The organism is Barnesiella sp. ET7 (assembly GCF_024733785.1).
Lineage (GTDB): Bacteria > Bacteroidota > Bacteroidia > Bacteroidales > Barnesiellaceae > Barnesiella > Barnesiella merdigallinarum.
Genome location: NZ_JANRHM010000001.1, coordinates 103,763 through 118,929, shown reverse-complemented (window position 1 = coordinate 118,929; position 15,167 = coordinate 103,763). Strand labels below are relative to the sequence as shown.

The 15,167-nt window shown below is 54.4% G+C and carries 13 protein-coding genes; 3 read left to right on the top strand and 10 right to left on the bottom strand.

Going from position 1 to position 15,167, the window contains the following annotated elements:
• Positions 1-22 precede the first annotated feature (22 nt).
• Positions 23-1,501 carry an NADPH-dependent glutamate synthase gene (gene gltA, locus NW211_RS00380; protein ID WP_087408124.1) on the top strand — a complete coding sequence of 493 codons (1,479 nt, stop codon included), beginning with the start codon at positions 23-25 and terminating at the stop codon, positions 1,499-1,501.
• Between the two features lie 83 nt (positions 1,502-1,584).
• Here gltA and NW211_RS00375 read toward each other — a convergent pair whose 3' ends face one another.
• A complete protein-coding gene (locus tag NW211_RS00375) occupies positions 1,585-2,544 on the bottom strand; it encodes an ROK family protein (RefSeq protein ID WP_375379559.1) in 960 nt (319 codons plus the stop codon).
• Between the two features lie 322 nt (positions 2,545-2,866).
• Between NW211_RS00375 and NW211_RS00370 the strand changes: the two genes are divergently transcribed.
• On the top strand, positions 2,867-3,724 hold the full coding sequence (locus NW211_RS00370) for an enoyl-ACP reductase (RefSeq protein ID WP_258326478.1): 858 nt from the start codon (positions 2,867-2,869) through the stop codon (positions 3,722-3,724).
• 86 nt (positions 3,725-3,810) lie between these two features.
• Here NW211_RS00370 and NW211_RS00365 read toward each other — a convergent pair whose 3' ends face one another.
• Together NW211_RS00365 and NW211_RS00360 are read right to left on the bottom strand one after the other, a co-directional pair.
• Complete coding sequence (locus NW211_RS00365) at positions 3,811-5,076, bottom strand: ATP-binding protein (protein WP_087408121.1); 1,266 nt, start codon at positions 5,074-5,076, stop codon at positions 3,811-3,813.
• Positions 5,077-5,298: 222 nt separating this feature from the next.
• Positions 5,299-5,901 (bottom strand): porin family protein, encoded by a 603-nt coding sequence (locus NW211_RS00360; protein ID WP_258326476.1) that lies wholly within the window; start codon positions 5,899-5,901, stop codon positions 5,299-5,301.
• A 312-nt stretch (positions 5,902-6,213) separates the two neighbouring features.
• Between NW211_RS00360 and NW211_RS00355 the strand changes: the two genes are divergently transcribed.
• Positions 6,214-8,133: a hypothetical protein gene (locus tag NW211_RS00355; protein ID WP_206422475.1), complete on the top strand. Its 1,920-nt coding sequence runs from the start codon at positions 6,214-6,216 to the stop codon at positions 8,131-8,133.
• Positions 8,134-8,226: 93 nt separating this feature from the next.
• Here the strand turns inward: NW211_RS00355 and NW211_RS00350 are convergent, their stop codons facing one another.
• The 7 genes from NW211_RS00350 to NW211_RS00320 form a co-directional block, all read right to left on the bottom strand.
• Positions 8,227-8,739 (bottom strand): ferritin-like domain-containing protein, encoded by a 513-nt coding sequence (locus tag NW211_RS00350; protein WP_087408119.1) that lies wholly within the window; start codon positions 8,737-8,739, stop codon positions 8,227-8,229.
• Between the two features lie 168 nt (positions 8,740-8,907).
• Positions 8,908-9,405: a zinc ribbon domain-containing protein gene (locus tag NW211_RS00345; RefSeq protein ID WP_206422474.1), complete on the bottom strand. Its 498-nt coding sequence runs from the start codon at positions 9,403-9,405 to the stop codon at positions 8,908-8,910.
• Positions 9,406-9,410: 5 nt separating this feature from the next.
• The gene (locus NW211_RS00340; RefSeq protein ID WP_087408118.1) at positions 9,411-9,668 is read right to left on the bottom strand and encodes a hypothetical protein; all 258 of its coding nucleotides are present in this window, start codon (positions 9,666-9,668) and stop codon (positions 9,411-9,413) included.
• Between the two features lie 19 nt (positions 9,669-9,687).
• On the bottom strand, positions 9,688-10,569 hold the full coding sequence (locus NW211_RS00335; protein WP_258326475.1) for a M48 family metallopeptidase: 882 nt from the start codon (positions 10,567-10,569) through the stop codon (positions 9,688-9,690).
• 33 nt (positions 10,570-10,602) lie between these two features.
• A complete protein-coding gene (locus NW211_RS00330; protein WP_241147803.1) occupies positions 10,603-11,763 on the bottom strand; it encodes a RyR domain-containing protein in 1,161 nt (386 codons plus the stop codon).
• Positions 11,741-12,313, bottom strand: coding sequence for an RNA polymerase sigma factor (locus tag NW211_RS00325; protein ID WP_258326472.1), 573 nt, complete (start codon positions 12,311-12,313; stop codon positions 11,741-11,743). The genes NW211_RS00330 and NW211_RS00325 overlap by 23 nt, the downstream gene beginning before the upstream one ends.
• A gap of 535 nt (positions 12,314-12,848) precedes the next feature.
• A complete protein-coding gene (locus tag NW211_RS00320) occupies positions 12,849-15,053 on the bottom strand; it encodes a sodium-translocating pyrophosphatase (RefSeq protein ID WP_087408115.1) in 2,205 nt (734 codons plus the stop codon).
• Positions 15,054-15,167: the final 114 nt, after the last annotated feature.

Sequence of the window (15,167 nt, the reverse complement as noted above, 5' to 3'; positions counted from 1 at the left end):
AGAGAGGAGGGATGTTAAGCGTATGAATAAAGAAGAGTTAGCGGCACAACGTGCCGAACAGTGGAGGGAGAACCTCCGCAAAAGCAAGAAAGCCAAGGAGCGTACCGATATTCCGCGGGTGAAAATGACCGAGCTCGACCCGGCCTACCGTGTAACCAACCGCGAAGAGGTGAATCGGGGCCTCACGCCCGAACAGGCCGTGCTGGAGGCTACCCGTTGTCTCGACTGTGTGGAGCCCCTCTGCATGACGGGGTGCCCGGTGGGTATCAATATACCGAAGTTTATTAAGAATATAGAGCGGGGCGACTTTCTGTCGGCGGCCCGCACGCTGAAAGAGACGAGTGCCCTGCCGGCCGTGTGCGGCCGTGTGTGCCCTCAGGAGCGTCAGTGCGAATCGAAGTGCTTCTATCTGCAGAAGTTGAAGAAGGAGCCGATAGCCATCGGTTATCTGGAGCGCTTTGCGGCCGATTATGAGCAGGCCTCGGGCGAGGTGGCTCTGCCCGAGATGGAGCCCGACAACGGCATCAAGATTGCCGTGGTAGGTTCGGGTCCCTGCGGGTTGTCGTTTGCCGGCGATATGGCCAAGCGGGGCTATCGGGTGACAGTATTCGAGGCGTTGCACGAGATTGGCGGGGTGTTGAAATACGGTATCCCCGAGTTTCGGTTGCCCAACCGCATCGTCGATGTCGAGATCGATAGTCTGCGTCGCATGGGCGTGGAGTTTGTGACCGACTGCATCGTGGGCAAAACCCTCTCGTATGACGACCTGCACGAGATGGGATTCAAGGGCATCCTGGTGGCCAGTGGTGCCGGACTGCCCCGGTTCATGAATATCCCCGGCGAGAATCTCAACGGGGTGATGTCGAGCAACGAATACCTCACGCGGGTGAATCTGATGGATGCTGCCAACCCCGAGAGCGATACGCCGGTATACAAGGGGCATCGGGTAGCTGTGATAGGCGGTGGCAACACGGCCATGGACTCGGTGCGTACGGCCCGCCGCCTGGGTGCCGACCGGGCGATGATTGTCTATCGCCGCTCCGAAGCCGAGATGCCGGCCCGTCAGGAAGAGGTGCACCATGCCAAGCAGGAGGGGGTAGAGTTCCTCACGCTGCACAACCCCATCGAGTATATAGGCGACGAGCGGGGACGCGTGCGCCAGATGAAGCTCCAGAAGATGGAGCTGGGCGAACCCGATGCGTCGGGGCGCCGTTCGCCGGTACCTGTTCCCGGTGCTATCGAGACGATCGATGTCGACGAGGTGATTGTAAGTGTAGGTGTATCGCCCAACCCGTTGGTGCCCAATGCTATCGATGGCCTCGAGGTGACGCCCAAGGGTACGATAGTGGTCAATGCCGACACGTTGCAATCGTCGATTCCCGATATATATGCCGGAGGCGATATTGTGCGGGGCGGGGCTACCGTGATTCTGGCCATGGGCGATGGCCGCAGGGCTGCCGCTGCCATGCACGAGGCTTTGCAGAAACAACAAGGGGCATAAGCCCTTGACGGTATAAAAAGAGAAACGGGGAGATGTCGTTGTCGGCATCTCCCCGTTTCTTTATCGGTTCAGTAGGTGTTTTCTTAGTTGGCTTCCCAGCCCAGTGCGCTGGCACCCAATACGGCAGCATCGCTCTCTTTCAGTTCGGAAAGAACGATTTTGACTTTGCCTTTGTAGATGGGAAGCAAGTTGCGCTCCATGGCTTCGCGGATAGGACGCATGATGAGTTCGCCCGATTTGGCCAGACCACCGAAGAGCACAATCATACGGGGACTCGAGAAGGCTACGAAATCGGCAAAAGCCTCGCCCAGAATCTTACCCGTGTACTCGAAAATCTCTTGCGAGAGTTTGTCGCCCGATACGGCAGCGTCGTAAACATCTTTCGAGGTGATGTCCTGGATGGGCAGTTGTCTCAGCGACGACTCGTCGTTGCGGATTTCGAGGAATTCGCGAGCCGTGCGGGCTACACCCGTAGCCGAAGCGTAAGCCTCGAGACAGCCGGTGCGACCGCAACCGCAGAGACGGCCGTTGCCACGACGTACGATTACGTGGCCCAGCTCTCCGGCAAATCCGTCGTGGCCGTATACCATCTGACCGTTGATAACGATGCCGCTACCTACGCCGGTTCCGAGGGTAATCATGATGAAGTCTTTCACACCGCGGGCAGCGCCGTAGGTCATCTCGCCGATAGCGGCGGCATTAGCGTCGTTGGTAATGGTTACGGGGATATTGAATCGCTCGCGCATCATTTGAGCCAGAGGAATTACACCTTTCCAGGGCAGGTTGGGTGCAAACTCGATATTCCCGGTGAAGTAGTTGCCGTTGGGGGCTCCTATACCGATACCGGCAATCTGGTCGGTTACGTTTTCTTGAGCCAAAAGGCGCGACAACTCTTCGTACAAAGCATTTACATAGTCGTTAATCTCGGTATATTTCTGAGTTTTGATAGACCCGGTGGCCAAGATAGAGCCGCGGGCATCGACAATCCCGAATACTGTATTGGTACCGCCTATATCGATACCTACAACATATGGTTTACTCATGGTTGTGTGTATATAAAAGTTATTATTTGGTTGATTTCACGACACAAATATAAGCATAAATTTCTGATACGGTTGGTTTTTTTGTTTGAAAAGTGGTTTAGAAAAAAAATGTATTTTTTTAAGAGCTGTGGGGTAGGGCAATATGAAAGTCGCAACCCTTTGCCGATGGGAAATTGACGGCATTGCCTGGCCGAATTGCTATCTGGGCTTAACAAAATTGAGTGGTTTTGTTTTGCGTTTGCAAAAAGAGTCTTATCTTTGCAGCCGCAAAACGGCACACATTCGTGCAAACTGTGCAGGATTGTGCCTAAACGAAAAATATATGAGTTATAATTTATTGAAAGGAAAAAGAGGCGTAATCTTCGGCGCATTGAACGAGATGTCTATTGCGTGGAAAGTCGCCGAGAAAGCGGTAGAGGAGGGGGCTGTGATTACGCTCTCGAACACACCCATGGCTGTGCGCATGGGCGAGATAACCGCTTTGGGGGAAAAACTGAACGCCGAAATTATTCCGGCCGATGCCACCAACGTAGAGGATCTGGAGAAGGTCTTCGCCCGCTCGATGGAGGTGCTGGGAGGTAAAATCGATTTTGTATTGCACTCGATAGGCATGTCGCCTAACGTGAGAAAGAAACGTCCTTACGACGATCTGGACTACGACATGTTGTCGAAGACGCTGGATATTTCGGCCGTCTCGTTTCACAAGATGATACAGGTGGCCAAGAAGATGGATGCCATCAACGAGTACGGCTCGATTTTGGCTCTGTCGTATGTGGCAGCCCAACGTACGCTTTTCGGCTATAACGACATGGCCGATGCCAAGGCGCTGCTGGAATCGATAGCCCGCAGCTTCGGCTACATCTACGGTCGGGAGAAGCATGTGCGCATCAACACCATTTCGCAGTCGCCTACGATGACGACGGCCGGCAGCGGTGTCAAGGGCATGGAGTCGCTGATGGACTTTGCCAACCGCATGTCGCCCCTGGGCAACGCCGATGCCGACGAGTGTGCCGACTACTGTATCGTGATGTTCTCGGACCTCACCCGCAAGGTGACCATGCAGAACCTCTATCACGACGGTGGTTTCTCGAGCATGGGCATGAGCCTGCGTGCCATGACCCAGTACAACAAGAGCTTCGACGAGTATCGCAACGAAAAGGGCGAGATCTGCTATGGATAAAGTATGGTAAATTTGGTTTAGATAAGGAGAGAGGCCATGTCGGGGAATACCAACATGGCCTCTCTTACTTATATTAGGTATGGGTATTAGGGCTTCAGCAGATTTATGGGAGCTACATAAACGCCGTCTTCCCGTTGATATGCACCTCCGACCGAAGTCAGAACCAACAGAAAATCAGGTGCTTTCTCGTCGCTTTTTCCTATGATTTTGTTGCGTAGCGTTTTCAGCGATTTTGCCCCGGCATCGATAAGGGTATCGCCTCCGAGTTTTATTTCGATGGCCCCCCATCGTCCATCTTCGAGATGAATTACGGCATCGCATTCCAGTCCGGCATTGTCTCGGTAATGGGTTACTTGTCCTCCTAAAGCATTGGCATATATCGACAAATCCCGAACTGCGAAATCTTCGAAAAACAGTCCGAAGCTTTCCAAGTCTCGTTTCAAATCCTCGGGCCCTATCCCCAATGCTCTGCATGCAATAGAGGTGTCGATGAAATGGCGCGTTGGAGTGCTGCGGATAGAGGTCTTTGAGCGAATATTGGGGTTCCAGGCGGGAATATCCTCGATGATGTAGAGGTCTTTCAATGCTTCCATGTAATCGTCGAAAGTCTTGCTATCCATGGTGCGTTCGTTGCTTTGGCGCACATCGGCAATGATGGTAGAGATAGCGGCCTCGGTGGAGATGTGCCGTGCATAACTTCGCAGAATCATTTTCAGAACTTCAGGTTTCTTGTTCCGAAACCGTTCGTTTTCGCAGTCTTCGAAAACAAAGAGTCCATTGTAATAGTTCTTGGTAATCTCTATGGCTATCTCTTTGTCAGCCAAAACCGAGATGGGCCAACCGCCGCGGCAAATCAAAAATGCGACATCGTCGAGCGTGAAATCGGTATTGAGGTCCCAGGGGAAATTCCTGCCTTTTTCAAACAAATCCGACAGCGAGACCGTTCCCTTTGATTCTTGAGATTCCCATAGGCTCATCGGTCTCATTTTCACCGGAGTTATTCGACCGGCTCCGCTATGGTGTACTTCGGTTTTATCGGCAGGTGTAGAGCTGCCGGTTAAAATATATTTCCCGAATTGATAGTCGTAGTCCAGGTCATCTTTAATCTGGTTCCATATATCTGGAGCCTTTTGCCACTCGTCAATCAATCGGGGTGTCTCTCCTTTTAAGACGGCTTTGGGATTCATCCGGGCCATGGCGATGGCTTGCCTGGTATTTAGTTTTACAAAACTCTTTTGATACCGCATGCAAGTTGTTGTCTTACCGCAGAACTTGGGACCTGCTACAACTACGGCCCCCGATGTCCTTAACTTTAATTCTATCTCCTTTTCGATGAGTCTTTGGTAGTACATGAGGAATAAGTTTTGGGGACTAATTTACAAAATCCCCGTAATTTTCAATAGTATATTCCCATAATTTTCAATATTCGTGAGCGCTTTCACGAGCAATGTATTCTCTATGAGCAATAATAGAGGCTATTTATGGACAGAGATTCATACGTAGATATGAGCAAGGGGATATGTCGAGATTGCTATCTGCAACATATCCCCTTGCTGTATCGTTGAGGGTAGTGATTAGAAATCGAACTTGTAGCCCAGCGAAATCATAAATACGCTGTTCTTGGCCTTGTCATCGTCGTAAATCTTGGTGAGGCCCCAGTTGTAGCGGGCGTCGATGGTCATGCCGAAATCGAATTCGTAGCCCAGACCTACGGCAATGGCAAAGTCGAAGGCGTTGGCCTTCTCGTCGTAGCCGTATTGCTTGAGGTCGTTGCTCGAAATCTCTTTCCCTCCCAGTTTCAGCTTATATTCATCGTCGACACAGAATCCGAATTGAGGGCCAACTTGTACGTTCAGGCCCTGCCAGGGATAGATTTTCAGAAGTACCGGGATGTCGATGTAGTGCGAGGTGTAGCTCGACTCGATTGTCTGGTTGAGGACGGTGACATCGTCGAAGGCACTGCCCTGCATCGAGTAGAGGAACTCGGGTTGGATGGCAAACAGGCTGTTGATGCGGTAGTTGGCAAAGATGCCTACATTCACGCCGGCCCGGTATTGGGAACCGTCGCCCGTTATTGAGCTTACGTTAAGGCCTACTTTGGGACCCATGGAGAGTTGTGCAAAAGCTCCGCCTACGCACACTACGGCAGCAATTGCCGCCAGCAAAATTTTTTTCATAGCTTTTTAATTTGTTATACCCGGTTCTCCAGAGGGTATTTTGTTTGATTTCCCGCTGCGGGGAGAACAACGACCGCACTCCCCGGGGAGGGGAGCTCTGCCGCCCGCATCGACACGATAACAAATATAGAGATTAAAAAAACGATTCCTGCAACATTTTGTCATATTTTTTCAGCCCTTTTTGGATATACCGTGCGAAATCTCGGAAGTATGTCTTATAAACAGGTGGAACAGTGCCTTTTGTATCACGATGCCATAAACGGGGGGCACGTCGTGCTTTTCTTTGCAGCGAACTAAAAAACAAGACCGAATATGGCAAATCATGCGTACAAAGCCCCGCCTGCGGGGAAAAACGGCCGGCGCAAACCGAGCGGCGAGATAGAACGGGCCGACTACCCGGTGCTGTTGCAGGCGCAGAAGGCCTGGGAGGAGATCGATCACTTCAGGCTCAAACGAAAACGAAACCGGGACTATACCTATGGCCGGCAGTGGAACGACCGGATAAAACTGCCCGACGGGCGGGTGATGACCGAGGAGGAGTATATCCGCCAGCAGGGTAAGGTGCCGTTGAAGAATAACCTCATTCGCCAGATGGTCAAGTCGGTGCTGGGGCAGTTCCGCAACAACCAGACTCAGCCGGTGTGTGTGGCGCGCGACCGGAAGGAGCAGAGTCTGGGCGAGCTGATGAGTACTGCCGTGCAGTATGCCTACCAGCACAACCGCTTGCAGGAGCTCGACAGCCGCACCCTCGAGGAGTTCCTTATCTCGGGCATCTGTTTCCAGAAAATCGGTTACGGATACCGTCGGGGAAAGACCGATGTGTGGATTGACGAGATTAACCCCAACCGCATCTTCTTCAACGCGATGGAGGATAGCCGGCACTGGGATTGCACGCTCATAGGCGAGCTGCACGACATGACCATTGCCGAGGTCATATCGCGCTTTGCTTTCGGGTCGCGCGAGCGGGCGGTACAGCTGCGCAACATCTACTCCGAGGCCGATACCGAGACGGCACGTCACAACTTCGAGAACCTGACGACGCGGAGTGTCGACCGGCTCGACTTCTACATGCCTTCGGTGCCCGAGATGTGCCGGGTAATCGAGGTGTGGAAGCTCGAGAGCCGCGAGGCGCTGAACTGTCACGATTTTGCTTCGGGCGAGTATTACAGCTTGCCGGCTACCGAGGCAAAGGTGGTCGAGCAGGAGAACGAGGCCCGCAAGCGGGCGGCGCGCGAGGCCGGTATCGCCGAAGAGTCGGTACCTCTGATCGAGACCGAGTGGGGGGTGGAGCAGACGTGGCGTTACCGGTTTTTCTCGCCGTTGGGCGACCTGCTCGACGAGGGCGAGACGCCCTACTGGCATGGCGAGCACCCCTATGTGTTCAAGCTCTACCCGCTGGTCGACGGCGAGGTGCATGCCTTTGTCGAGGATGTCATCGACCAGCAGCGGTACATCAACCGCCTCATTACGATGATCGACTTCATCATGGGCTCGAGTGCCAAGGGGGTGTTGCTTTTCCCCGAAGACCAGATACCCGACGGCATGACCATCGAGGATATTGCCGACGAGTGGACCAAGTACAACGGCATCATTCTGTTCCGCCCCAGGCCCGGGTCGCCCATGCCGCAGCAGATTGCGGTCAACGCCACGCAGGTGGGAGCCTATGAGATGCTGTCGTTGCAGATGCGGCTGTTCGAGGATATTTCGGGGGTGCACGGGGCCATGCAGGGAAAGGCTCCGAACTCGGGCACACCGGCCTCGCTCTACTCGCAGCAGGTGCAATACTCGTCGACCAACCTGCTCGACCTCTTCGAGTCGTTCAAGACCTTCCGCGAAGATCGCGACATCAAGATCATGAAGACCATCCAGCAGTTCTACACCGATGCCCGTTACCAGACCATCGCGGGGAGCAGTGCCGGGAAAGATGCCTCGACCTATACACCTGCCGAGGTGCGTAACACCGAGTTTGACCTCTCGATTGCCGAGACCCTCTCGACTCCGGCCTTGCGTTTGGCCTCGAACGAGTTTCTCATGGAGCTGTTCCGGGGTGGGAAAATTTCGCTCGAGATGTTGCTCGAGAACGGCTCCTTCCCCTTTGCCGACAAGCTGTTGCAGTCGATTCGGCAAAGTCAGCTCGAGCAGGCACAGGCGGCCAGTCAGGCACAGGCGGCTGCTCTGGCCGCACAGGCCGGGGGGCAGGGAATCCCGGCAGCCAACCCGCCGCAGGGTTGAGCCGTCGCCTCCCTGTACAGAATGATAAAGGCAGCCTTCCGCGATGTTTCCCGGGGGCTGCCTTTGCATTGCTTGTTATCCTAAATATGAGTATTATTGTTTCGACACGTACGATTTCATGTGGGCAATATCGTCGAGGAAGTCCTGCAACTCCTGTTCGTGGTCTTCCTCTTCGGCCAGGATGTGCTTGGCCATATCGCAGGTGGTAAAATCTTTTCCGTCGGTGAGCGAGGCAATGGACTGGTAGCGCAGGATGGCGCACCGCTCGCCGGCTACGTTCTGTTTCAGCAGTTTCACGACATCGGTATCGGTCGGAGCCGTGTAGGGGCACTTAGCCAACTCGAACCACTGCTTGGGGTCGAGAACCGGCATTCCTTCGAGTTCGACAATACGGTCGGCCAGGAGGCGGGCATGTTCAAACTCTTCCAGGGCATGCGCCTGAAATTCGCGTTGCACGTCGCCCCGCATCGTGCCCTTCACGACCAGGGCTCCTACCCAATATTGATAAAAGGCCAACCACTCTTCCGACAAGGCGGCATTCAACTCGGCGAGGACCTCTACCACGTCGATTTTTCCACTCAAGATAGCAACACTTTCTTTTGCCATAGGACTTCTGTTTTTTTAGATTAGAAACTGTACCTATAACAACCCGTGTCGCCGGTTGGTTCGCCCCCGTGAGACGTTGGGGGTAAAAGGAAGCTGCCCTCCTGCAGAAAAGCGAAGCCTGCTTGGCTGACAAAGCGCCCGCTTTTTCCGAGGAGGGTCAACTGTTTGTTATAAAGGTTTGCCGCAGCTGCAACAGAAATTGGCCGACCCGGGGTTGGGGGCTCCACAGGAGGTGCAGAATTTCTGATCGCTCCCGATACCGGACTCGTGGCTGTGCGCTGCAATCACTTCGTTGGCAATGTCCAGGGCCCGGTTGTCGAGTTGGGCCTGCTCGACCATCCCCCAGATTTGGGTGAGGAGGACTGGCCAGAAAAAGAGCATCGAGATGACGGTAGGAATAGCCTGTTGTCCCCAGATACCCACACCGGCTTCGAAATGGATGTTGTTGTCTTGGGGAAGCAAGGTTACTTTCAGCGCGGTTTTCATGCCCAGCACGGCTTTGAAGATGTTGCCTTTGGTGATGGAGATGTCGTAGCCTCCGCTGCTGAGTGCGTCCATGGCCACCTCGTAACCGTCGTTCTGAAACTTTTCCCGGATGCTGTTGGCGATGGCTGGAATCAATGCGGTAGAACCGTATAATATCTTTTTGGTACAAAAAGTTCCCATGGTAGTTACTGATTTAGGTGTTGGATGGAGTAATAGTTGTATATGGCATAGAGTACGCTGGTCTCGACCAACAGCTCTTTGACCTTGAGCAGCTGCTCTTCGCTGAACTCTTTTTCCATTTGGTGAAGCATGGCTACTACTTTGTCCGATTGTTCCTTGATTTCGTTTTCGTCGACGGTGTTATCTTCCATGATTCTTTTGAAAGAGTCGTTGTTGGCGACCATTTCGTCGATATTGAGTATTCCCTTTTCGTTGAAAAACATAGCCTTTTTATTTGATGGTTTATCCTAATTTCGTTCCGCAGTATTTACAGTAGGCCCACTCGAGGCAAACCGGCTTGTTGCATTTCGGGCATCGTTTCCCCGACGCTTCGGCCTTCAGGTTTTGCATGAGGTGACGGTATTGGGCACTCTTTCCCCACCGGAGTATTTCGCGCACACGCACCGCACTGAAGGGGTGGTCTTGCCCCATGATTACCGATAGTTGCAGAGCCTTGTTCCACAGGCCGTCGTTGCGAATCTCGTCGTATCGGTCGGCCTGTTTGGCCCACTCTTCCAGGTCCAGATGGTTGGTGATGGCGCGCGGGCCCCCGGCGAGTCGTGCCATGACGCGGGCTACCACTTCGGGCGAGGTGATGATACTGCCGCATCGGTCGCACGAAAGTTCGGCCTTGCGGCTCCAGTAGAGCAGCGCATATTCAATGGGTTTGGCAATGGAGCCCAGTATGCCCAGGGCATCGAGCCCCATGGATACATATTGGGCCACCATGTTGTAGACCACATGGCGGCAAAGTATGTGGCCGCATTCGTGAGCCAGCACGGCATCCAGCTCTTCGTCGTCCATCATCTCTACGAGCCCCGATGTCACGACGATAAATATGCGCGTGTCGCCCGAGGTATAGGCGTTGGGGTTGGGATTCATTTGCAGGTAGAACTCGGGTTCGGCGATACCCAGCCGCTCGCATATCGGGGGCAGGTGACGGTAGAGCTCGGGCAACTGCTTGTCGGACAGTCTAATGGTCGACGCCATATTGATTCCGTATTGCAGTTTCTCGTATCCCAGTTCCAGTATTTTCTTGGCCAGGGCCGGGAACCCGGGGATGCTCTCCAGTTGGCGGAGGGCCGCCGCATCTTCGGGATGTATGAATTCTGATGCTTTAATCATGGCATTCTGTTTTAGTTTTTTCGTCGAGATTCATTACTCTTGGTCTTCTTGGTCCTTATCCCACGTGATGTTGTCGAGTCGGGTGCCGCACTGGTCGCAGAAGTGCTGGTGGCGGTAGACCGTGTTGCCGCATTGCGGGCAGCGGTATTCCAGCTTCGACTCCTGTATGCGGCGCTTGAGTACCTGATAGAGCTCGGTATCTTCCCGTTTGATGAGGTCGTAGCCCAGCTTTTTCAGCAGCTTGATGGTCTGCATGGCCATCTCGCGGTCGTACCGTTTTTCCGATTCGGGCAGTTGCCCGTAGGACACCATGTCGGGGGTCTGCTTCAGCGAGTCGTTGCGCTGCGGACCGTAGGTCCAGCCTTCGGACTTTCGGTTCTCGGCCCAGATTTCGTGGGCGTTCTCGGCGATGGCTTCGCGCAGGTCGTTCAAATCGTCGTCCAGCACTACATCGGTAAGGTCGATGGGGTGGGGTGTATATTGGTTCATGCTGTTGTCGTTGGTTGCGGTTACCAAATAGTATTTGGAGTCGGCCCAGGCGTTCATAAACTGTTCGGTCGGGTAGCTGTCGCTTGGCCGGGAGCTGTTGGGGTCGTGGAGTGTGATGGTGTGCTGCGCCGTATCGCAGGCCAGTATTACCACCGTGTGGTCGGGTATCTGCCCGACGAAGAGGTCTTCGGCCAGTTCGTCGCTCGGGTGGCCCAGCAGTTCGCCTCCGTCGACGGCGGCAATCACGTCGCACCCGGCGTCGAGGGCGGCGACGATGTCCGACAGGCTGCACTGGTAGCGGCGAGTCACCGACAGGCCGTATCGCTCGAGATGCCGCCCGATGTGGTGCAGCGGGGTGCCGTCGGGTTTCTGCCACTTGTTGCGCACGGCGTCGGCCAACAACTCTTTTTCGTCGAAGGCAATTGGGTGGCGGTTGAGGATATAGGTTTCGCACTCGAGGCAGCAATAGTTCTCGTCGCCACACGAAGCGGCCAGAGCCGTCATGGGCAGGAGGTCGATTTCGTCGGCTTCGAAGCTCTCGGGCTCGTCAACGGCTTGTGCTATTTTCACGACCTCGCGCAACCGGGAGTCCTCGGCCAGAGCCTTGAGCACACGTTCATTCTCGGCTGCCGTAGCTCTCCCGTCCAGATAGGCCGCCAGCAGTTCGGACGATATGTAGTTGTTATCGGTCGCTTCTTTTTTCATACTTTTCTGCTTCGTTAATGGCTATTTTAGTCAGCGCCTCAATAGCCCGTTTCTTGATGTTATATAGATTATCTACCGTCACTTGCAGGGCGAGGGCCACCTCGCGGGGTTCGGCATCGTGCAGTACCAGCTCTCTGATGACGTAGACCTGACGTTTGTTGGTCATCCGGGCCAGCAGATATTCCAGGTCCAGTCGCGACGTCAGCCTCTTTTCCTCGTCGACGGTTTCGTCGACCGGGGTCTTATCTAACAGAGGCTCTTGAGGTTCCATATCTATCAGGCAGTCGCGTTTGTGGATAAAGTAGCGTATGGCCACGGTTTTCAACCACTGGTAGATGGAGCTCCGGCCCTGGAACTGTTTGAGGCGGCAGGCCTCGTTTTCCATGAGGTAGAGGTAAAACTCGTTGACAAATTCATCGTAATCGACCGGATAGGAGAATACCAGGCTTATGACCTTCTTGAAAAGCGGTCGGCAGTTCTGAAAAAAGAATTGCTGCGTGATGCGTTCGTCCCGGTCAATCAGTGATTGTATCAGTTGGTTATCTGTCATTTCTGTTCGCTTTGAACTGTCTGTGTTTCATAGCCCGGTCTATAGTCCCACGGTATGAAATATGATCCCTTTCTTGTTTTGTCCTTGTATGTCGAGGTGTGTTTCGACATTTGCAAAAATAGCGATTTTTATTTCAACGCCCTATATTTTGCAGCTAAAAGATAGCCCGAATGTGGCGGCTCGAGGTTGAAATGGAAACAGAGCGAGGGCTGTGCCGAGGCCGATAGCCCCCTGTACAGCCCTGCTCAAGAAAGAGAAGAAGGCGGGAAACCGTTTATCGTCGTTCCCGTTGGTGTGTCAAAATCTATTCGACTATGTAGCCGTGAGTATCGAGCAGATACCAATCCCGGCTGTCGGCATCCTGTACCTCGAAGAGGGTAGGCGACAGCTGGGGCCGTTTGGAATAAGAGAGGGCTCTTGTGCCGCGAATCTATCAGTGGAGGATGAGAATATTTCGTATTCATCGGTAAACAGAAGAGGCCGTACCGGAATTTCCGGTACGGCCTCTCGGGGTTATGGTTATGAACGATTGCTTTTACAGCAGACTCCAGGCCACGGTCAAACCGGCCATGACGATGGCTACCATGCTCATCAGCTTGATGAGGATGTTCAGGCTCGGGCCCGACGTATCCTTGAAGGGGTCGCCCACGGTATCGCCCACGACGGTAGCCTTGTGCACGTCGCTGTGCTTGCCGCCGAAGTTACCTTCCTCGACATATTTCTTGGCATTGTCCCAGGCACCGCCGGCGTTGGCCATGAAGATGGCCAGCACGAAGCCGGCACTGAGGCCGCCGATGAGCAGGCCTACCACGCCCGATACACCGAATATCAATCCCGTCACGATGGGAGCCACGATGGCCAGCAGCGAGGGTACGACCATTTCGCGTTGAGCTCCCTGGGTCGAGATGGCCACGCAGCGTTCGTAGTCGGGTTCGGCCTCGCCGGTGAGGATGCCCTTGATTTCGCGGAACTGGCGGCGCACCTCCTCGACCATGTGTGCGGCGGCACGACCTACGGCGTTCATGGTCAATCCGCAGAAGAGGAAGGCCATCATCGAACCGATGAACATGCCCGAGAGCACTTTGGGGTTCATCAGGGTAATGTCGTAGTAGCGCATGAAGTCGGTAAACGAGGCTTCGCTGATCATCACCGTAGTGCCGTCGGCAAACTCGAGGACGGTCTCGCCGATGCGGGTCAGACCGATGCGAATCTCCTCCATGTACGAGGCCAGCAGAGCCAGACCCGTGAGGGCGGCCGAGCCAATGGCAAAGCCTTTGCCGGTAGCGGCGGTGGTGTTGCCCAGCGAGTCGAGGGCGTCGGTTCTTTTGCGTACTTCTTCGCCCAAGCCGCTCATCTCGGCGTTACCGCCGGCGTTGTCGGCAATGGGACCGTAGGCGTCGGTAGCCAGAGTGATACCCAGCGTCGAGAGCATGCCCACGGCTGCGATACCGATACCGTAGAGGCCCAGGGTCACGTTGCTCAGGTCGAAGCCCGAGGCAAAGAGGTAGGAGAGGATGATACCGGCTACCACGGCAATGACGGGGACAGCCGTTGAAATCATGCCCAGACCGATACCCGAGATGATGACGGTGGCGGGGCCGGTCTTACCGCTCTCGGAGAGGCGTTGGGTGGGGCGGTACGATTGCGAGGTGTAATATTCGGTGCTGCGTCCGATGATGATGCCCACCAGCAGACCCACCACTACCGAGCCGCCTATCAGGGCCCAGTTTTGCAGTTGCAGAGCCCACAGAATACCGAAGGTGGCAAATACGATGAGTATGGAGCTGAGGTTGGTACCGAACGAAAGCGACTTCAGCAGGTCTTTCATCTTGGCATCTTCGTGGGTACGTACCGAGAAGATACCGATGATGGAGAGCAGAATGCCTACGGCGGCGATGAGCATGGGGGCGATGACCGCCTTCATCTGCATTTCGGTTTCACCCGCACCGATAAAGGCTGAGGCACCCAGCGCCGAGGTGGCCAGGATAGAGCCGCAATACGACTCGTAGAGGTCGGCGCCCATACCGGCCACGTCGCCCACGTTGTCGCCCACGTTGTCGGCAATGGTAGCCGGGTTGCGGGGGTCGTCTTCGGGGATACCGGCTTCGACCTTGCCCACGAGGTCGGCACCTACGTCGGCGGCTTTGGTGTAGATACCGCCACCCACACGGGCAAAGAGGGCCTGGGTAGAGGCTCCCATACCGAAGGTAAGCATGGTGGTGGTGATGACACAGAGTTTATGCGCCGGGTTCAAGGCTTCGTCGGGAATCACGGCATTGAGCAGCAGATACCAGAACGAGATGTCGAGCAGTCCCAGACCCACTACCACGAGGCCCATGACGGCGCCGCTGCGGAAGGCGATGCGCAAGCCGCTGTTGAGCGAGGTGCGGGCGGCATTGGCCGTACGGGCCGATGCGTAAGTGGCTGTCTTCATGCCCAGATAGCCCGACAGGCCCGAGAAGAAACCGCCGGTGAGGAAGGCTACCGGAACCCATTTGTTCTGAACCCCGAACCCGAAGGCCATAATCGAGAACAAAACGACCAGAACCAGGAAAACAAGCCCGACGACCTTGTATTGCTGACGCAAGTAAGACATGGCTCCCTTACGCACGTGGAGCGCAATCTTCTGCATCTGAGGGGTTCCCTCGTCGGTTTTCATCAGCTGCTTATAAAAATACCAAGCAAAGAGTAGAGCCAGTACCGAAGAGATGGGTACAAGCCAGAATAACGCATTTGTCATAGCAAAATATTGAAATTAAGTTAACATTTTATAGAGGTTAAAGGTACGGCTGTTTGTATAAACGGCCAAATCTTTTTCTCTAATTTTTGTTTTTTTAGAGGCTCGGAATCCCGG